This is a genomic window from Aestuariivirga sp. (genome assembly GCF_037139295.1).
GTDB lineage: Bacteria > Pseudomonadota > Alphaproteobacteria > Rhizobiales > Aestuariivirgaceae > Aestuariivirga.
On record NZ_JBAXGR010000034.1, the window covers coordinates 1 to 18336 of the forward strand.

Annotated in this window: 16 protein-coding genes and 1 pseudogene; 10 read left to right on the forward strand and 7 right to left on the reverse strand. The window is 64.2% G+C overall.

From position 1 onward, the window contains the following. Positions 1-241: 241 nt before the first annotated feature. Positions 242-1357 (reverse strand): alanine dehydrogenase, encoded by a 1116-nt coding sequence (gene ald / locus WCJ41_RS10695; RefSeq protein ID WP_336905845.1) that lies wholly within the window; start codon positions 1355-1357, stop codon positions 242-244. 122 nt (positions 1358-1479) lie between these two features. Between ald and WCJ41_RS10700 the strand changes: the two genes are divergently transcribed. Together WCJ41_RS10700 and WCJ41_RS10705 are read left to right on the forward strand one after the other, a co-directional pair. Next, the gene (locus tag WCJ41_RS10700) at positions 1480-1947 is read left to right on the forward strand and encodes an Lrp/AsnC family transcriptional regulator (RefSeq protein WP_336905846.1); all 468 of its coding nucleotides are present in this window, start codon (positions 1480-1482) and stop codon (positions 1945-1947) included. An 8-nt stretch (positions 1948-1955) separates the two neighbouring features. Then, the gene (locus tag WCJ41_RS10705; RefSeq protein ID WP_336905847.1) at positions 1956-2702 is read left to right on the forward strand and encodes a hypothetical protein; all 747 of its coding nucleotides are present in this window, start codon (positions 1956-1958) and stop codon (positions 2700-2702) included. On the opposite strand, the gene WCJ41_RS10710 is transcribed toward WCJ41_RS10705, so the two are convergent. Continuing rightward, the gene (locus tag WCJ41_RS10710) at positions 2699-3634 is read right to left on the reverse strand and encodes a DMT family transporter (protein WP_336905848.1); all 936 of its coding nucleotides are present in this window, start codon (positions 3632-3634) and stop codon (positions 2699-2701) included. The two genes, WCJ41_RS10705 and WCJ41_RS10710, sit on opposite strands and share 4 nt — an antisense overlap. A 4-nt stretch (positions 3635-3638) precedes the next feature. Beyond that, positions 3639-5102 carry a PLP-dependent aminotransferase family protein gene (locus WCJ41_RS10715; RefSeq protein WP_336905849.1) on the reverse strand — a complete coding sequence of 488 codons (1464 nt, stop codon included), beginning with the start codon at positions 5100-5102 and terminating at the stop codon, positions 3639-3641. 90 nt (positions 5103-5192) lie between these two features. Between WCJ41_RS10715 and WCJ41_RS10720 the strand changes: the two are divergent. The 6 genes and pseudogenes from WCJ41_RS10720 to WCJ41_RS10745 all read left to right on the forward strand — a co-directional run bounded on the left by WCJ41_RS10720 (position 5193) and on the right by WCJ41_RS10745 (position 13142). Beyond that, a pseudogene (locus tag WCJ41_RS10720) lies at positions 5193-8000 on the forward strand (molybdopterin oxidoreductase family protein). After that, the gene (locus WCJ41_RS10725; RefSeq protein ID WP_336905850.1) at positions 7997-8794 is read left to right on the forward strand and encodes a 4Fe-4S dicluster domain-containing protein; all 798 of its coding nucleotides are present in this window, start codon (positions 7997-7999) and stop codon (positions 8792-8794) included. The pseudogene WCJ41_RS10720 and the gene WCJ41_RS10725 overlap by 4 nt, the downstream one beginning before the upstream one ends. Before the next feature lie 3 nt (positions 8795-8797). After that, the gene (locus tag WCJ41_RS10730) at positions 8798-9727 is read left to right on the forward strand and encodes a DmsC/YnfH family molybdoenzyme membrane anchor subunit (protein WP_336905851.1); all 930 of its coding nucleotides are present in this window, start codon (positions 8798-8800) and stop codon (positions 9725-9727) included. Next, complete coding sequence (locus WCJ41_RS10735) at positions 9727-10548, forward strand: MBL fold metallo-hydrolase (protein WP_336905852.1); 822 nt, start codon at positions 9727-9729, stop codon at positions 10546-10548. Before WCJ41_RS10730 ends, WCJ41_RS10735 begins: the two co-directional genes overlap by 1 nt. A gap of 42 nt (positions 10549-10590) precedes the next feature. Further along, positions 10591-11607, forward strand: a complete 1017-nt coding sequence (gene bmt / locus WCJ41_RS10740) for a betaine--homocysteine S-methyltransferase (protein ID WP_336905853.1) — start codon at positions 10591-10593, stop codon at positions 11605-11607. 44 nt (positions 11608-11651) lie between these two features. Next, the gene (locus WCJ41_RS10745; protein ID WP_336905854.1) at positions 11652-13142 is read left to right on the forward strand and encodes an AAA family ATPase; all 1491 of its coding nucleotides are present in this window, start codon (positions 11652-11654) and stop codon (positions 13140-13142) included. On the opposite strand, the gene WCJ41_RS10750 is transcribed toward WCJ41_RS10745, so the two are convergent. Continuing rightward, complete coding sequence (locus WCJ41_RS10750; RefSeq protein WP_336905855.1) at positions 13102-14031, reverse strand: Gfo/Idh/MocA family oxidoreductase; 930 nt, start codon at positions 14029-14031, stop codon at positions 13102-13104. The genes WCJ41_RS10745 and WCJ41_RS10750 overlap by 41 nt on opposite strands. Positions 14032-14034: 3 nt before the next feature. Continuing rightward, positions 14035-15279 (reverse strand): cysteine desulfurase-like protein, encoded by a 1245-nt coding sequence (locus tag WCJ41_RS10755; protein ID WP_336905856.1) that lies wholly within the window; start codon positions 15277-15279, stop codon positions 14035-14037. Between the two features lie 161 nt (positions 15280-15440). On the opposite strand from WCJ41_RS10755, the gene WCJ41_RS10760 reads away from it, so the two are divergent. Both WCJ41_RS10760 and WCJ41_RS10765 read left to right on the forward strand, forming a co-directional pair. Further along, entirely contained in the window at positions 15441-16142 is a 702-nt protein-coding gene (locus WCJ41_RS10760) for a B12-binding domain-containing protein (RefSeq protein WP_336905857.1), read from the forward strand. Positions 16143-16157: 15 nt separating this feature from the next. After that, positions 16158-16793: a DUF1638 domain-containing protein gene (locus WCJ41_RS10765; RefSeq protein WP_336905858.1), complete on the forward strand. Its 636-nt coding sequence runs from the start codon at positions 16158-16160 to the stop codon at positions 16791-16793. A 453-nt stretch (positions 16794-17246) separates the two neighbouring features. Here the strand turns inward: WCJ41_RS10765 and WCJ41_RS10770 are convergent, their stop codons facing one another. Next, on the reverse strand, positions 17247-17630 hold the full coding sequence (locus tag WCJ41_RS10770) for a GFA family protein (protein ID WP_336905859.1): 384 nt from the start codon (positions 17628-17630) through the stop codon (positions 17247-17249). 45 nt (positions 17631-17675) lie between these two features. Next, complete coding sequence (locus tag WCJ41_RS10775; protein WP_336905860.1) at positions 17676-18335, reverse strand: hypothetical protein; 660 nt, start codon at positions 18333-18335, stop codon at positions 17676-17678. Position 18336: the final 1 nt, after the last annotated feature.

Below are 18336 nucleotides of genomic sequence, written 5' to 3' on the forward strand. Positions count from 1 at the left end.
CAAGCGCTCCTCCAAAGGCCTCAACCTGTCAGATGCGGGCGCTGCTCAGCGCTCTCCCGCTGGTCCTTCACCGGATCAGCACACCGCGCCGGGCAGCGCCCGCGCCTCCCAATTTCTCGCGAGGGGCAAACGCAACCCTCACCAAGGATGGCTCATGTCCATGTGCGCGCCGTGTTCAAGTCGTCACAAGAAAACGCCCGGCTTTCACCGGGCGTTCGCGTCTTCAAGCCGTGCGGACTGGTCAGGCCAGCAGCTTCTCCGCCGGCACGTAGGCGTAGCCGAGGTCATCGGCCACCGCCTTGTAGGTCACCTTGCCGTCGGCCACGTTCAGGCCGTTGCGCAGGTGGGCGTCATCAAGCAGCGCCTTCTTCCAGCCCTTGTTGGCAATCGCCAGCGCGAAGGGCAGCGTCACGTTGTTGAGCGCATAGGTGGAGGTGCGGGCAACGCCGCCCGGCATGTTGGCCACGCAGTAGTGGATCACGCCATCGACCACATAGGTGGGCTCCGCATGGGTGGTGGCCTTGGAGGTTTCCGCACAGCCGCCCTGGTCGATGGCGACGTCGACCAGCACCGAGCCCGGCTTCCAGTCCTTCAGCATCGCCTTGGTGACGAGCTTCGGGGCCGCAGCACCGGGGATCAGCACGCCGCCGATGACGAGATCGGCCGCGGCGCATTCGTCTTCAACGGCTCCTTGAGTGGAGTAGATGGTCTTGATCGCCGTGCCGAAGCGGGCGACCAGTTCTTCCATGCGGTCGGTGCTCTTTTCGAGGATGGTCACGTCAGCGCCCATGCCGAGCGCCACGACCGCGGCATTGGTGCCGACCACGCCACCGCCGAGGATGACGACCTTGGCCGGAGCAACACCGGGAACGCCGCCCAGCAGCACGCCACGGCCGCCCTGCGCCTTTTCGAGGCAGTGTGCGCCAGACTGCACGGACATGCGGCCCGCGACCTGGCTCATCGGAGCCAGCAGCGGCAACCCGCCGCGCGGCGAGGTGACTGTCTCGTAGGCGATGCAAACGGCACCCGATGCGACCAGGTCCTTCGTCTGCTCCGGATCGGGAGCGAGGTGCAGATAGGTGTAGAGGATCTGGCCGGGGCGCAGCATCTTGCGCTCGACGGCCTGGGGCTCCTTCACCTTCACGATCATGTCGGCCTTGCCGAAGATCTCTGCCGCGGTGGCGATGATCTTGGCGCCGGCTGTGGTGTAGTCGGTGTCGGTAGCGCCGATGCCCGAGCCGGCATCGGCCTGCACCCAGACTTCATGGCCGTGGCGCACGGCTTCCTTCACCGAGGTGGGCGTCATGCCCACGCGGTATTCGTGATTCTTGATCTCTTTCGGAACGCCGATGAGCATTGAAATGTCCTCCCTCAATGGTGGGCGCATCCTACCAAATCTCGCCTGAAATGATTTTCCGAAGAGGCTTCCGGAGCAGTGCAGCATTGAAACCGCATTCGAAGATATGATAGGAAGTTCGAATGAAATCCCATGAACTGGACAAGACGGACAAGATCATCCTGTCGGAGCTGCAGAAAAACGCGCAGCGGCCGATCGCTGACCTGGCCCAGAAGGCCGGCCTCTCGGCTTCATCCTGCCACAGGCGTGTGAAGCTCCTCGAGGAGGCGGGCGTCATCCAGGGCTACACCGCCAACCTTGACCGTGCGGCGCTGGGCCTTGCCAACGAGTTCTTCGTCGAGGTCTCACTCTCCGCCCAGACGGAGGAGGCCTTCGAGAAGTTCGAGAAGGCGGTGCAGCGCGTGCCGGAAATTCTTGAATGCCACCTGATGAGTGGCCAGTTCGACTATCTGCTGCGCGTTGCCGCCACCGACGCGTCCGATTATGAGCGCATCCACCGTTCGCGAATCTCGCGCCTTCCCGGCGTGCAGCGCATCCAGTCCTCTCTCGCGCTCCGCACGGTGAAGGGCTGGGCGGGCTATCCGATCTAGGAGTCACGATGCTCAAGCAACTTCCCGTCCACATGCTCTGGGTCTCCGGCGAGTTCTCCCGCCTCGCGCGGCTGAGCCTCGCCAGCTTTCTGGCCAATGGCTATCATGTGAAGCTGTGGAGCTATGACCCCGGTCACCTGCGCGCCGAATTCAAAAACGTGCAGGATGCGTCCTCGCTGCTGCCCATGCCTCAGGGCGACGCGTCCAACATGGCCTATCTCACCAGCCTGTTTCGCTATCGCGTGCTGGCCGAGCAGGGTGGCATCTGGGCCGACCTCGACATCGTTGCCCTCGACCCCGAACCGAAGATCGAGGCGCGCCCGCTGATCGCCTCGGAGAAGCGCCGCCCGTTCCGCCATGCTGAGCCCACGGCCACGGGCGAGAGCCTCACCCAGGTCACCAATTGCTTCATGGCCAATCCTTCGCCTCGTGCGGGCGATCTCTGGCACCGCGCGGTGGATCGCGTTGCCGCGCTCAATCCGGAGGATCGCAACTGGGAAAACGTCGGCCCACACATGATATCCAGCCTCATGCTGCGCGAGCCCGACGAGGAGATCGACATCCTGCCGCCCGAAGCGGTGGACCCGGTCGCATGGTGGAACGTGCCCGGCTATTTTCTCGAGGAGCGCGACCCGCCGCCGTCGCCCTTCATGCACATGTATGCAACGGTCTGGACCAGTCGTGGCGTGGATGCCGAAATGCCATTCCCTCACGCGTCGCTGGCAGGTCGCCTGTGGACCCGCTTCGGCCTCTAGGCAAGGAGGCGGTCGAGTTTCCGGTCCCTGAGAATCATGAGTATGCCCGCAATCACCACGATCCCTGCGCCCACCCATGTCCAGAAATCCGGGAAGTCGCCGAACAGCACGATCCCGTAGATGACCGCCCAGATCATCGCCGAATATTCGAAGGGCGCCACGAAGTTCGTTTCCGCCAGGCGGTAGGCGTTGATGAACAGGATCATCGCTGAGCCCGCAAACAGTCCATGGCCGAACAGCAGCATTGCATCGAAGCCCGTTGGCCAAACCGGCGGCCGCGACAGGAACACCATGCTCGGATGCGTGAAGGTTCCGAAATCGAAGGAGTTGAACATGATGCCAATCGCCAGCGCCATTCCGGCATAGATGAAGTTCTGCCACGTTGCGATGACGATGGGCGGCACCTTCTGCGACAATGGCCGCCCCAGCATCTGACCGACCGCGTAACCCATGGCTGAGCCCAGCGCCAGCAGCGAGGCCGGTTCGAAAACACCGGCACCGGGTCGCACCATGATCAGCACCCCGATGAAGCCCGCGATGATCGCCAGCCAGCGGTGCAACCGCACCCGCTCGTGCAGCAGGGGGCCAGCAAGCCCCGCCACGAAGAACGGCATGGTGAAATAGATCGCCACGGCATTGGCAATGGGAATGGCCGCTATGGCCAGCACGAAACACAGATAGGCTGCAGCGAGGATCAGCCCCCTCACGCACACACGCCGCCACAATGGCGTGGCGATGGACCAGCCGCGCCCCTCCCGCCACAGCACGAAGGCGATCACCGGCAGCGAGCCCACACAGCGGAACAGCAGCGTCTCGTAGGCCGGATAGCCAGATGACATGTATTTGACGACCGCATCCTGCGCGGACGCGAGCCCCACCCCGATCAGCACGCAGGCCAAGGCCCGCGCGCGGTTGTCGGTCGCTAGCTTCATGGTCTCAGCGCCGCACGAGGTCGGAGATGATGCGGATGCCGGGCTCGATCTTCTGTTCGGCAATCGACGAGAAGGCGAGGCGATAATAATTGCGCGGCGCGTCCGCTGCGCCAAACGTGATGTGCCCGGGCTCGATCAGCACCCCCTTGGCGGCGGCGGTCCTGCCGAGTTCGTCGCTGTCGAGGCCTGCCGGGCCCTTCACCCAGAAGCTCGTACCACCAAAGCTCGGCACGCGACTCGAGTCCGGCAGATGCTGCTTCAGCGCCTCGCCCATGATTTCCCAGCGGGTGCGATAAGCCCGATGCAGTCGACGGATCAGCGTGTCATGATGGCCAAGCGACAGGAACAGCGCCGCCGTGCGCTGGTTGTTGTTCGGCGCATGCCGCACCATCAACCGCCTGAGCGCGCGGGCTTCCGCCACGATGTTCTTGGGCGCCACAAGGAAACCGAGGCGCAGCCCCGGGAACAAGGTTTTCGACAGCGAGCCCACGTAGATGACGCGCCCATCGTCATCGAGCGATTTGAGCGCCGGGCAGGGCTCGTTCACATAGTTCGTCTCGAACTCGTAGTCGTCCTCGATGATGACGACGTCATGCTTCGCGGCGCGCTTCAGCAGTTCCATGCGGCGCTCCAGCGGCATGGTGACGGTCGTCGGGAACTGGTGGCTGGGCGTCGTGAAGACGAGGTCGCAGGCATCAAAGGCATCGGATGGCACGAGGCCCTTGTCATCCACGGGGAGCAGCGAGACATGGTCGGTGCGCAGGTTGAAGGTGTTGCGCACGTCCGGGTATCCCGGCTCCTCCATGCCAACCCGCGTGTCCGTGCCAACGAGCAGGGTGGTCAACAGGTAGAGTGCGTTCTGCGCCCCCAGCGTCACCAATATCTCGTCGTCATTCGCCATGATGCCCCGGCGCGGCAGGATGCGGCGGCGGATCTGCTCCACAAGAAGGGGGTCGTCATTGGCCCAGGTATCGTTGGTCCAGGAGCCGAGCCACTTCTTGCCCAGTGCCTGCCGGGCACAGTCTCGCCACTCGGCCAGGGGGAAGAGCGTGTGGTCGACCTGTCCGTAAATGAAGGGGTAGGGGTAGGACTGCCAGTCCATCGGCTTCGAGACGTTGACCTGCTGGGTCGGCTGCATGGTGAGGCGTCTGGACCAGTCGATGCCCGTGCCGGGTGCCGCGTGTTTCAGCGGCTGCTTTGGGGCGGAGCCACCCTCCAGCGCCTTCTCGGAGACGTAATAGCCAGAGCGTTCCTTCGCCATGAGGTAGCCATCATCGAGAAGGCCCTGATAGGCGAGGACCACCGTATTGCGGGAAACCCCGAGGCTCTTCGCCATCTTGCGGGTGGACGGAATCGGTTCATCCCGGGCAAGCTGCCCGTCGAGGATGGCAGAGACCAGCGCCTCGCGGATCTGGGTCTGGAGGCTGGAGTGTTCATTCCGCCGGATATGGACGAGCCAGTCGCGCATTTGGTCCCTGTGAACCCTCTGTCTGGACCTATCATAGGTCCAAGAGAGCCGGTAGAGTAGAAAAGATTGGACCCCCTAGGCCGGAAGCGCATGACCGAACCCGTCGTAAACACCTCGCCGAAGAACTGGGACGAGGTGAAGACCACCACCTGCTACATGTGCGCCTGCCGCTGCGGCATCAGGGTGCAGCTGAAGGATGGCCGTGTCACCTACATCGACGGCAACCCCGAGCACCCGGTCAACAAGGGCGTCATCTGCGGCAAGGGTGCGGCCGGCATCATGCAGCATTATTCCCCGGGCCGCCTGTCGAAGCCGCTCTTGCGCGTGGGCGAGCGCGGCTCGGGCGAGTTCAAGGAGATCGAGTGGGACGAGGCCTTGGGCCTCGCCGCCGGCTGGCTCTCCGAGGTTCGTGCCAAGGATCCGAAGAAGCTGGCCTTCTTCACCGGGCGCGACCAGAGCCAGGGCCTCACCGGCTGGTGGGCCACCCAGTTCGGCACCCCCAACTATGCAGCCCATGGCGGCTTCTGCTCCGTCAACATGGCGGCGGCGGGCCTCTATACCTTCGGCGGCTCCTTCTGGGAATTCGGCGAGCCGGACTGGAAGCACACCAAGTATTTCATGCTGTTCGGCGTGGCCGAGGACCATGGCTCCAATCCCATCAAGAAGGCGCTGGGCCAGCTCAAGGCCAGGGGCGCAAAGATCGTCTCGATCAATCCGATCCGTACCGGCTATTCGGCCATCGCTGATGAATGGATCGGCATCCGCCCCGGCACCGACGGCCTGTTCGTCGGCGCGCTGATCCATGAGCTTCTCACCGCCCAGAAGATTGATGGCGAATACCTGCTCCGCTACACCAACTCGCCGTGGCTCATCATCGAGAACGAGGGTGGCGCCTATGATGGGCTGTTTGTTCGCAATGCACAGAATTCCGCACTGGTCTGGGACAGCCACTCGAACTCGCCCATGCCGGCGCTGTCGCCCGATGCTGCGCCGAAGCTCATGGGCCGCTTCAAGCTGCCGGACGGCCGCCGCGTCGTCACCGCCTTCACGCTGATCGCCGAACGTTTTATCGATGCCGAATGGTCTGCCGAGAGTGTCTCAGAGCGCTGCGGTGTTCCGGTGGAGACGATCCGGCGCATCGCCGCCGAGCTGGCCCGCACCGCCTTCGAGGAGGAGATCGCGCTTGACGTTCCGTGGACGGATCATCTTGGCCGCTATCACGAGAAGATGGTGGGGCGCCCCGTATCCATGCACGCCATGCGGGGCATCTCGGCCCATGCCAACGGCTTCCAGACCTGCCGCACCATTCACCTCCTGCAGATCCTGCTCGGCACCATCGATGTGCCGGGCGGCTTCCGCTACAAGCCGCCGTTCCCCAAGCCGCCGCCGCCCGGCGTGAAGCCCGCTGGCAAGCCCGGCCAGGTGAAGCCGAACACGCCGCTGCCCGGCCCGCCGCTCGGTTTCGTCACCTCGCCCGAGGACCTGCTGGTCGATGCGGAGGGAACCCCGCAGCGCCTCGACAAGGCCTACAGCTGGGACGCGCCCCTGGCTGCTCACGGCATGATGCACATGGTCATCACCAATGCCGCGAAGAAGGACCCCTACGGCATCGACGTCCTGTTCATGTACATGGCCAACATGAGCTGGAACTCGGCCATGAACGTGCCGGATACCATCAAGTATCTCACCCAGAAGGAGCCGGACGGCAGCTACACCATCCCCAAGATTATCTATTCGGATGCCTATGCCTCCGAGATGGTGCACTACGCCGACCTCATCCTGCCCGACACCACCTATCTCGAGCGCTGGGACTGCATCTCGCTCTTGGACCGCCCGATCTCGGAGGCCGACGGCCCGGCGGATTCGATCCGCCAGCCTGTGGTTGAGCCCGAGCGTGACGTGCGGCCCTTCCAGACCGTGCTGCTCGATCTCGGCACGCGCATCGGCCTTCCGGGCATGACACGCACCGATGGCTCGGCCCGCTACCCCGGCGGCTACCCGGACTACATCGTGAACCATGAGCGCGCGCCCGGCATCGGCCCGCTCGCCGGTTTCCGAGGGCCCAACGGCCGCGCGCAAGGGCGTGGCACGCCCAATCCCGAGCAGCTGCAGCGCTACATTGACAACGGCTGCCACTGGTTCTACGAACTGCCCGATCACATGAAGTATTATCGCCATGTGAACTGGGCCTATCTCGACTGGGCCACCTTCTTCGGCTTCATCGGCAAGCCCGAACCCATCATCCACCAACTCTATTGCGAGCCGCTGCAGAAGTTCCGCCTTTCCGCGCAGGGCCATGGCAAGGTCGTCACGCCTGAGCAACATCGCAAGCGCATCGCGGATTACTTCGACCCCATCCCCTTCTGGTATCCGCCCTTCGAGGGCGAGATGGTGTCGGAGACGGAGTTCCCCATGCATGCCGTCACCCAGCGGCCGATGGCGATGTATCACTCATGGGGCTCGCAGAACGCCTGGCTCCGCCAGATCATGTCGCGCAACTGGCTCTACATGGGGCGCGAGATGGCGGCGAAGCTCAAGGTGGCCGATGGCGACTGGGTCACCGTCACCTCGCACCACGGCAAGATCAAGGCGCAGGCCCGGTTGATGGACGGCGTCAACCCCTAGACAGTCTGGACGTGGAATGCCATCGGCAAGCGCTCGGGCACCTGGGGGCTGAAGCCCGGCTCGGACGAGTCGAAGGAGGGCTTCCTGCTCAATCACCTGATCTCGGAACTATTGCCGGAGCGCGAGGGCGGCTATCGCTATTCCAACAGCGATCCCGTCACCGGGCAGGCTGCCTGGTATGATCTCCGTGTCCGCGTCGAGAAGGCCTCCGACCAGTCGGATGTCAGCGAGCCGCAATTCGCCACGCTGAAGCCGCTCGAGAGGGTCGAATGACATCGCTTCCGCCGCCGTCGGCCAAAAAGCTTGGACTCGTGATCGACCTTGATACCTGTGTGGGCTGCCAGGCCTGCGCCACCTCCTGCAAGGAGTGGAACATGCAGGGCTTCTCGGGCCCGCTCACCGATACCAATGCCTATGGATCGGATCCCTCGGGCGTCTGGTTCAACCGCGTGCATGGCTACGAGGTGAAGGAGCCGGAGCAGGCGCAGTCCCGCATCGTCAACTTCCCGCGTTCCTGCCTGCACTGCGAGGAACCGGCCTGCGTCACCGTCTGCCCCACCGGTGCGAGCTACAAGCGTGCCGAGGACGGCATCGTGCTGGTGAACCCCGAAACCTGCATCGGCTGCAAGCTGTGTTCATGGGCGTGCCCCTATGGCGCGCGCGAGTATGACCAGAGCCAGGGCGTGATGAAGAAGTGCACGCTCTGCGTCGATCGCATCTACAACGAGAACTTCGAACCGGAGGACCGCCAGCCGGCCTGCGTGAAGGCCTGCCCCACCGGGGCCCGCCACTTCGGCGACCTCGGCGATGAGTCCTCGAAGGTCTCGCAGCTCGTGGCCGAGCGCGGCGGTTATGACCTGCTGCCGGAGATGGGCTACAAGCCTGTGAACAAGTATCTCCCCCCCCGCGCCCGCCGTGACGCCACCAACACCCGCGCCGAAGCGCTGCCGAGGCCTGATGGTTCCGCCTTCGACCGCCTGTTCCAGTGGGCGGACAAGGTGCTCTCGCCGAAGAAGGCATCGGCCCGCGCCAATGAACCCGACAATTCCGGACAGCTCGAAGGCTAGACCATGCATCCCGCCTATTCCGTCATCCTGTTCACGACGGCATCCGGTGCCGGCTACGGCCTTCTGGCGCTGCTGGGCCTCGTCGGCATCAGCCACGGCGAAGCTTCGTCGCTGGCCTTCGGCCTCACGGTGGTCGTCGTTGCACTGGGACTCATCACCATCGGCCTGTTGTCATCGACATTCCATCTTGGCCATCCGGAGCGCGCCTGGCGGGCCTTCTCGCAGTGGCGCTCTTCCTGGCTGTCGCGCGAGGGCGTGGCGGCAGTCGTCACCTATGTGCCCGCCGTGGTCTTTGGCGCAGTCTGGTCGGGCCTCATTGCCGCCCCGGCCCTCGTCGCGCCGCTCGCCGTCGTCACCGCAATCATGGCCATGATCACCGTTCTGTGCACCGCCAAAATCTATTCGACCCTCAAGACCATCCGCGCCTGGTACAACCCATGGACGGTGTGGGTCTACCTCAGCTTCGCGCTCGCTACGGGTGCGGTGCTCCTCGCCGCCATCACCTCTGTGTTCGGCAACTTCCCCGCCTTCCTCGTCTACTTCTCGTCAACGCTGCTGGCGCTCACCACCATCATCATTATCTTCTACTGGCGCAGCATCGATGCCGCGCCGCGTGACCTGACGATGGGCGATGCCACCGGCCTCGGCCGCCTCGGCCAGGTGAGCCAGTGGGAGCAACCGCATTCGGCTCCCAACTACATCCAGAAGGAGATGGGCTACGTGGTGGCGCGCCGCCATGCCGCGAAGCTCCGGCGGCTGGTGATCGCTGCGCTCTTGCTCGCCATACTGGTCATGCTCTCGGCGCTCGTCGTGCCCTTCGCGGCGCTTCTCTCCATGGCGCTGGCGCTGTTTGCCGCCGTCGTGCAGCGATGGCTGTTCTTTGCCGAGGCCCAGCACGTGTCCTCGCTGTTCTATGGCGCGAAGGCCGCCTGATGCTGTGCGAGGGCGTCACATGGCTCGATGACTGGTTCGCGGTGGAGGAGGTGGCCCCGGGGGTCATCGCCATCGGCGAGCCGCGCTTCCACCAGATCAACTGGAACTACCTGATCCTCGGCACGCGCCGCGCGCTGATGCTGGACACTGGCCCCGGCGTGCGCGACATCTCGAAGGCGGTGCGCAAGCTCACCACGCTGCCCGTCACCGCATTGCCCTCGCACATGCATTTTGATCACACCGGCGGGCTCAGCGGTTTCGGCAACATCGCGCTCCCCGATCTTCCCGTGCTCCGCGCCTGCATGCAGGACGGCTGGCTGATGCCCACCGACGATCTCTATGTCGGCTACTGGGAAGGGATGACCTGGACACCGGTGAAGCCCGCCATCTGGCTTCCCATCGGCTCCGAGATCGACCTTGGTGGCCGTCGCCTTCGGCTTCTCCACACCCCTGGCCACTCGCCTGATTCGGTGGCACTGCATGACCGGGAGAACGGCCTCCTGTTCGCAGCGGACTTCGTTTACCCCGGCAAGCTCTATGCCCAGATTGCCAATTCCGACCTCAAGTCCTACCTCGACGCGGCCGAGGCCCTGCTGCCGCAGCTCACGGAGGCCACCACCATCCTCTCCGCCCATGGCAAGCCGGATGCCCAGCGCCTGCACCGCGCGCCCCGCCTTGGCCGGCAGGACGTGGCGGATCTTGCCGACAGTCTCCGCCGCCTGAAAGCCTCAGGCGAGCGCCCAGCCCAGTGGCCGGTGAACGACCGGATGAGTCTTCTTCTCTCGGAGGCAGCGTTTCTTTCTTGGCAAGAGCCCGGATAACGATATAACGAAGTCTTTATATTGTCTGCTCCGGAGGTTCACATGACCAGCCCATCCTTCACCGAAGCGCTCGCCACGCGTCCCTGGCTGCTGGCCGACGGCGCCACCGGAACCAATTATTTCCAGATGGGCCTCGAATCCGGCGACGCCCCGGAAATGTGGAACTTCGACCATCCCGAGCGGGTGCGCTCGCTGCATCGCCGCTTCATCGAGGCGGGGGCGGATATCGTGCTCACCAACTCCTTCGGCGGCAACCGCCACCGGCTGAAGCTGCATAACGCGCAGGATCAGGTCCGCGAGATCAACATCGCCGCGGCGAAGAACGCCCGCGCCGAGGCCGATGCGGCGGGCCGCCCGGTCTATGTCGGCGGCTCCGTCGGACCCACCGGCGAGATCATGGAGCCGGTCGGCGCCATGTCGCATGAGGAGGCCGTCAAGGCCTTCGCCGAGCAGGCGCAGGCGCTCAAGGAGGGTGGCGTCGACGTGTTGTGGATCGAGACGATGTCGTCCGAGGAGGAGCTCAAGGCCGCGGTCGAGGGCTGCGCCACGGCCGGGCTTCCGATCGTCACCACCATGAGCTTCGACACAAACGGCCGCACCATGATGGGCATCACGCCCAAGGCCTTCGGCGCCATCACGTCGGCGCTTGCCACCCAGCCCGTCGCCATCGGTGCCAATTGCGGCGTCGGCGCCTCGGAGCTGATCGCCACCGTGCTCGGCATCTCGGAAGCCCGGCCGGACGCGGCCGTGGTCGCCAAGGGCAATTGCGGCATCCCGCAATATGTCGATGGCCACATCCACTACACCGGCACGCCTGAGCTGATGGCCGACTATGCCCGCATCGCGCTCGATGCAGGCGCCAAGATCATCGGCGGCTGCTGCGGCACCAGCCCCGAGCACCTGGCCTCCATGCGCAAATCGCTCGAGACCTACACAAAGGGCACCCGCCCGTCGCTGGAGCTCGTCGAGACGAAGCTTGGTCCGGTGTCCGAACTGGCCAAGGGCCACGACGCCGCCGCCGCCGGCGCCGCCCGCCGCGAACGTCGCCGCGGGAATTGACCCCCGTCAAAGACCTGTGATCCATGGCGCGGCATTGTCGCGCCATGTTCACATCAGCGTTCCTCAGAGGCGAAACGTGGGGCTTTCCCGGAGAGGCGGTGGAGCACATCGAGACGCACGCTGCGCATGTGTTCCTCGTCAGTGACCGCGCGTTCAAGATCAAGAAGGACGTAAGACTTCCCTATCTCGATTTCGCGAGCGTCGGGAAGCGCCGCGAGGCGCTTCAGGCGGAGCTCGAGATCAATCGCCTCTTCACGCCGGACCTCTACGTCCGCGTGGACGAGGTGCTGGGCGAGCCCGTTCTGGTCATGCGCCGTTTCGCCGCTTCCGCGCTGCTCGCCTGGCGCATGGCCCATGACGAGATCGAGCCGGATCTTGCGGGGAAGCTGGCCGCCATGGCCGCCGCTTCACACGTACGCGCACCCCGCCGTGACGTGAAGGGCTCGGACATCATGTCCGACCTCGGTGCGCAGCTGTCCAGGGCTTTTATCGATTCGCCTGACATCTTCCACCCCGCCGACACGCTGGAGTTCCACGCTCTCTATGAGTCGGCCCTCGGATTCCGCCGCCACCTGCTGACGGAGCGCAGCGAGCGCGGGCTGGTGCGCCGCTGCCACGGCGACATGCACTGCGGCAACATCATCGTGGAGCAGGGAGAGCCAAGACTCTTCGACGCCATCGAGTTCAGCGAGAAGATAGCCACCATCGACGTGCTCTACGACCTCGCCTTCCTGCTGATGGACCTGTGGAGCAATGGCGAGAGGGCCGTCGCCAATGCGGTGCTCAACCGTTACCTCGACCTGCGTCGCGCCGAGGAGGATCTCTCGGGCCTCGCCACGCTGCCGCTGTTTCTCGCCACCCGCGCCGGCGTGCGCGCACTCGTCACTGCCGATCTCGCGCATGAGTTGGCGCTCAAGAACTCGATGAAGGAGCGTGGCCAGGCGCTCGACTGGTTCCGCGCCACCATCGATTATCTGAAGGTGCCGCCGCCCATGCTGCTCTGCATCGGTGGTCTTTCGGGCTCAGGCAAGACAACCGTCGCCGCGGGCATTGCTCCCGATTCTGGCGCTGCACCCGGTGCGGTCCATGTGCGTAGCGACATCGAACGGAAGATCCTCGCAGGTGTTGCCGAAACCGACCGCCTGCCGCCCGAAAGCTATACCCGCCAGTCATCCTTCGAGGTTTATGCCGCCTGCCTTGCACGCGCCGAGCGGGCGCTGGCGGCCGGTCATTCCGTCGTGCTGGATGCCGTCTTCGCGGAGGAAGGCGAGCGGAATACTGCGGCCGAGCTGGCCCGACGCAGCAAGGCGCAGTTCGCTGGCGTCTGGCTCGATGCGCCGCCGGAAACGCTCATGACCCGCATCAAAGGACGGGAGGGCGATGCATCTGACGCCACCGCCGATGTCATCGGTAGGCAGCTCGGCTACGACCTCGGACACCTCGACTGGCTGCGCGTGGATGCTGGAGGCACCCCTGATGAGACGCTCAAGCGTCTCAGAGGAACGGTTCCGTTTCGGTTCTCCGCCCCATCATGAAGCAGTCGGACACGAGCTGCAGTGGCGCGCCGTCGACATGCGAGCGGCCGGTGCGCAGCAGTTCCGCGAAGTGCACGTAGATGTCCTCGTATTCTTCTGGCGGGGCCGTGGTGATGAGCTTGCCGGCGACATAGAGTTCGGTGCCGCCGCGACGCAGCGCCAATTGCAACCCGTCGGCGGTTTCCACGACGATGTTCCAGCTCTGCTCGCCGGTCTGCCGCCAGTCGAGGTCGGCGGTGAGTTCGGCCTGGCCGTCCCATGACGGCTTGAAGGTGATCTGCGCGGCAATCGGCGTTGCCTTGTTGCGGGGTGTTTCCAGCATGGCCGACTTCACGAAGACCGGTTGCGGCAGGATCTTCGTCACAATGGAGAAGGCGTTGATGCCGGGGTCGAAGACGCCGAAGCCGCCGGGTTCCCAGATCCACTCCTGGCCGGGGTGCCAGTGGCGCACGTCCTCCTTCCAGCTGACGTGCAGGCGGGTGACGCGCTTGTCCTCCAGCATCCGTTGCGCCTCGTTCACCGCCCTGTTGTATTGCGAGTGCCAGGTGGTGAAGAGAATGCGGCCTGCCTTCTCGGCATGTGCAGTGATGGCATCGAGTTCGCCCACGGTCGGAGTAGGCGGTTTTTCCATGAGGACGTGGAGGCCGGCATCCAGCGCCTCGCGGGCGATGGTGAAGCGGGGCTCGGGCGGCATGCACAACGACACCGCATCGAGCTTCAGACCACTGCGGAACAGTTCGGCGGGCGTCTTGAAATGCGGCACGTCGCGGTAGCCCTCGCGTGAGGAAACGACGGCGGCGACGTCGAAGTCCTTATTCTTGGCGACGACGGGGAGGTGCTGGTCCTGGGCGATCTTGCCAAGGCCGATGATGGCGAGTTTGAAGGCCATGGTTCAAGCGCTCCTGATCTGGCGGGTGAGGGAGGAGAGGAGAGCATCAACCTCTCCTTCAGTGTTGTAATGCGCAAGGCCGACGCGCAGCACGCCGCCCTTGTCCATGAGCCCCATGCGGCCGACTGGCTCAATGGCGTAGTTGTGGCCGGACCAGACGAAGATGTTGTCCTTGGCGAAGCCTTTCGCAAGGGTCTCCGGGTGATGACCGTCGAGCGTGAAGGAGACGGTGGGAACGCGGCGGTGCATGGCATTGGCCGAGGTGATGCCGCGGATCGTCAGGCCCTTGAAGGTCTTCAGCCCCTCGATCAACTGCAGCGTGACCTTGTGCTCGTAGTCGGCAAGGTTGCTCCATGCGGAGGCGATGCGCTTGGCCCGAGTCCCGCCCGCGCCGAACTGCTCGAGGTATTCGATGGCGCCCAGCGTGCCGGCCATACCTTCGTGGGACAGCGTGCCGGTTTCGAACTTGTGCGGCAGGTCTTCCCCGGCCGGGCGGACCTTGTAGCCGAAGGTGTCCTTCAGCAGTGCCTCGCGGCCCCACAGGATGCCCTGATGCGGGCCGAACCACTTGTAGGCTGAGGAGACCACGAAGTCCGCGCCGAGGTCCTGAACGTCGATGGCATAGTGGGGCGCATATTGCACGGCATCGAGATAGACGATGGCGCCGGCTTTCTTCGCTTCCGCTGCGAAGCGCCTGGTGTCATTCACCGTGCCGGTGCAGTTCGACGCCATGCCCATGGCGAGGAGCTTGGTCTTGTCGCTCAACACCTTGGTCAGGGCATCGTCCGGGAATTCGTAGGCCTCGGTGTCGAAGTCGATCCAGCGCACGGTGAGGCCGAGGTCATCGGCAAGCAGCAACCACGGGGCCACGTTGGCGTCGTGGTCCATGCGGGAGAGCACGATCTCGTCGCCGCGGTTGAATTTCTTGCCGAGGCAGCGTGACATGTGGAGCGTGAGGCTGGTCATGTTCTGGCCGAACACGATCTCGTTCATGCTTGCTGCGTTGTAGAAGTCGGCGCAGGCCTGGTGGGCGAGGTCGACCAGCTCGCCGGCTTCCACTGTGGTGGTGAAATAGCCGCCCAGATTGGCGTTGCGGTTGGCGAGGCAGTCGACCGTGCGGTCGATCACCCGCTGCGGCACCTGGGTGCCGGCCGGGTTGTCAAAGTAGATTCGGTCGCGGCCGCCGTCCTTGAGCGCGAGGGCGGGGAACTGGGCGCGGATGGCGGCGACGTCGAGGGCGGCAGTCATGGTGAAAAATCCGGTTCAAACAATTGGAAGCCACCATTAACCGGGCTTTGCGCTTGCCTCAACCGTCGCTTTCCGGCATGGGGAGGTCGCCGGCTGGCGAAAGGCGTTTTGCCTCCGGGCCTATTGTGACGTTTCAAAGATTTGTCCTCCGGAGACAGCTGATGAGCGATGATGGTGAACTTGATCTGAACTCCCTCAATGACGAGGAACTGGTCCAGCAGGTCCATGACGACCTTTACGACGGCCTCAAGGACGAGGTCGAAGTTGCGGTTCACATCCTGCTGGGGCGCGGCTGGACACCCTACAAGGTGCTGACCGAAGCCCTCGTCGAGGGCATGCGCATCGTCGGCGTCGATTTCCGCGACGGCATCCTGTTCGTTCCGGAAGTGCTGCTGGCCGCCAACTCGATGAAGGCCGGCATGTTCATCCTCCGCCCGCTGCTCATCGCCACGGGCGCCCCGCGCCAGGGCAAGATGGTGATCGGCACTGTCAAGGGCGACATCCACGACATCGGCAAGAACCTCGTCGGCATGATGATGGAAGGCGCCGGCTTCGAGGTGATCGACCTCGGCATCAACAACCCGGTCGAGAAGTATCTCGCCGCCATGGAAGAGCACAAGCCGGACATTCTCGGCATGTCGGCGCTGCTCACCACAACCATGCCCTACATGAAGGTCGTGATCGATACTATGAAGGAAAAGGGCATGCGCGACGATTACGTGGTGCTTGTCGGCGGCGCGCCGCTGAACGAGGACTTCGCCAAGGCCATTGGTGCCGACGCCTATTGCCGCGATGCGGCGGTGGCCGTCGAAACCGCCAAGAGCTATATGGCGAAGAAGCACAACCAGCTGACGGCCAACTGATTTGGGAGGGTCTTCATGACCCTTGTCAATCTCAAACCATCCGACGAATTCGAGTTCAAGCCAGGCCAGGGGAAGGTTCTTCTTCTGGCCTGCGGTGCTTTGGGCCGTGAGATTGTCGACCTGATCGAGCGCAACCGCTGGACGGCATTCGACCTGCAGTGCCTTCCCGCCAAGTGGCACAATACGCCCGACAAGATCGTGCCGGCGCTGCGCGAGAAGATTAGGGAGGCCAAGTCCCGCTACGAGTCGATCTTCGTGCTCTATGGCGACTGCGGCACCGGCGGCGACATCGACAAGCTGCTGGCGGAGGAGGGGATCGAGCGTCTCGAGGGCCCGCACTGCTATGCCTTCTTTTCGGGTCAGGAGACCTTTGCCAAGACGGCAGAGGATGACGTGACAGGCTTCTTTCTCACCGATTATCTCGCGCGGCACTTCGACAAGCTGATCTGGGAGGGGCTGGGCATGGACCGGCACCCCGAGTTGTTGCCGCTCTACTTCGGGAACTATACCAAGATCGTGTTCCTGGCGCAGACGCGCAACGAGGAGCTGGCCAAGAAGGCGATGGCGGCGGCCAAGCGACTGGGCCTTGCCTATGAATATCGCTATACTGGCTATGGCGAGCTGGAGCGCGACCTGAAGGCGCGCGCCTGAACGTTCAAGCGACTGAAGAGAAGCCATGCGCCATCCTTTGTGAGGGTTGCATTGACCCCTCGCGAGATAAAAAGGGAGGCGCGGGCGCTGCCCGGCGCGGGGGTCGTAATGCCCCCGGGTCTCCTCCTCGGCCCCCGGGAGTGTGGCACACGTTACGCCACACCCGCAGGCCTGCCCTCCGCCCCGCCCGAGCTCACCGTCATGAGCAGGACCCCGATTGGGGGGAGTGATCGGACATATAGCACAATATAGGACTAAAGTCAAGACTAAAATTCCTGGGCGATGAGGCGGCTGATGCCTGTCCACTCTTCATGCCCGGTCACAATAATTGTCCCGGGCAAGCGCTCTGGAGCGGCGAAAAGCATACGCGGGCCAAGCCCGCGTATGCTGAAAGGACGGAGACGGAAGCCCGGTGGGATGAAGAACCCAGCAGGACGGGCTGAACAGAAAACCCTACCACTCGTCCTTGCGATAGGCGCCGCCGGTGATGGCGTAGTAGTCACCGGCGCTTTCGCAATAGATGTGACCTTCGAGATAGGTGTCCGTCGCGCCATCGATCGAGCCCGCGCAGATCGAGGTATCTTCGCTTCCGTCGCGTTTCCAGAACAGTACCGAACCGCATGCCTTGCAGAAGCCGCGCTGGGCGATGTCGCTGGAGCGGAACCAGGTGAGGCCGTCCTGCTTGGTGAAGCTCAACTCGATGTCGGCGCAGGCCGTTGCGGACATGTAGTTGCCTGTCTGCTTGCGGCATTGGATGCAGTGGCAGGCGAGAACGGGACGCAGGTCGCCGTGGACTTCGAAGCTGACGGCGCCGCAGAGGCAGGATCCGGTTTTCATGTGAAGGCCTTGTGGAATGCGGTGATGTGATCAGACATGACGCTCTCAGGCCTCCTGGCGGGCCTTCAGGAAGGCGCGCATGTGGAATTGCGCCTGAGCCGGAGCATAGGCAAAGCCTTGTCCCACGGGGCATGCATGTCGCGCAAGGCATCCACCCGTCATGCAGGTTTGCCCCGCCGCCGTGGCGAGATGCCCGGCACAGGCCGGGACGTCATAGTTCGTGCCGCTGAAGGCGTTGACCGGGCATGCGGACAGGCAGGGCTTCGCCTCGCAGCTCTCGCAGGGGTTCGGGCCCGGGTCCTGTGACGGAATATCGAATTCGACGGGGAAGAGCAGGGCGGCGCGGTAGGCGTGCCAGAGGCCGTAAGTCGGGTGAATGTTGAGGCCAAGAGGGGAGACGTGGCCCGCCCCTCCGCGCCGCGCCCAGGTGAGGAAAGGCCAGGGCGGATTCATGTCGAAGGGGTAGACGGCCTGCGCATCGAGGTCTCGTGCGAGGACCGTGACCACGTCGCGGGTCCAGGCGTCCATGGCGTCGGTGGACGGGTCGCGCTCGGCGGCGAAGCGGCGGAACATGGCAGGCCCGGCATTGCCGATCAGGATGCCGAAACGGGCGCCTTCCGGCGCCCGGTCATCAGCCTTCGGTGCGAACCAGCCGAGCGGGGTGAAACCCGCCCGGCGGATCGCTGTCAGGATCGGGTGTTCCACC

Bases quoted from the DNA above. Each gene is read 5' to 3' on its own strand.
- WCJ41_RS10755 (WP_336905856.1), bottom strand. From the start codon at position 15,279: ATGACTGCCGCCCTCGACGTCGCCGCCATCCGCGCCCAGTTCCCCGCC.
- WCJ41_RS10715 (WP_336905849.1), bottom strand. From the start codon at position 5,102: ATGCGCGACTGGCTCGTCCATATCCGGCGGAATGAACACTCCAGCCTC.
- WCJ41_RS10710 (WP_336905848.1), bottom strand. From the start codon at position 3,634: ATGAAGCTAGCGACCGACAACCGCGCGCGGGCCTTGGCCTGCGTGCTG.
- WCJ41_RS10725 (WP_336905850.1), top strand. From the start codon at position 7,997: ATGACATCGCTTCCGCCGCCGTCGGCCAAAAAGCTTGGACTCGTGATC.
- WCJ41_RS10765 (WP_336905858.1), top strand. From the start codon at position 16,158: ATGACCCTTGTCAATCTCAAACCATCCGACGAATTCGAGTTCAAGCCA.
- WCJ41_RS10745 (WP_336905854.1), top strand. From the start codon at position 11,652: ATGTTCACATCAGCGTTCCTCAGAGGCGAAACGTGGGGCTTTCCCGGA.
- WCJ41_RS10730 (WP_336905851.1), top strand. From the start codon at position 8,798: ATGCATCCCGCCTATTCCGTCATCCTGTTCACGACGGCATCCGGTGCC.
- WCJ41_RS10705 (WP_336905847.1), top strand. From the start codon at position 1,956: ATGCTCAAGCAACTTCCCGTCCACATGCTCTGGGTCTCCGGCGAGTTC.
- WCJ41_RS10735 (WP_336905852.1), top strand. From the start codon at position 9,727: ATGCTGTGCGAGGGCGTCACATGGCTCGATGACTGGTTCGCGGTGGAG.
- WCJ41_RS10770 (WP_336905859.1), bottom strand. From the start codon at position 17,630: ATGAAAACCGGATCCTGCCTCTGCGGCGCCGTCAGCTTCGAAGTCCAC.
- WCJ41_RS10750 (WP_336905855.1), bottom strand. From the start codon at position 14,031: ATGGCCTTCAAACTCGCCATCATCGGCCTTGGCAAGATCGCCCAGGAC.
- ald (WP_336905845.1), bottom strand. From the start codon at position 1,357: ATGCTCATCGGCGTTCCGAAAGAGATCAAGAATCACGAATACCGCGTG.
- WCJ41_RS10700 (WP_336905846.1), top strand. From the start codon at position 1,480: ATGAAATCCCATGAACTGGACAAGACGGACAAGATCATCCTGTCGGAG.
- WCJ41_RS10760 (WP_336905857.1), top strand. From the start codon at position 15,441: ATGAGCGATGATGGTGAACTTGATCTGAACTCCCTCAATGACGAGGAA.
- bmt (WP_336905853.1), top strand. From the start codon at position 10,591: ATGACCAGCCCATCCTTCACCGAAGCGCTCGCCACGCGTCCCTGGCTG.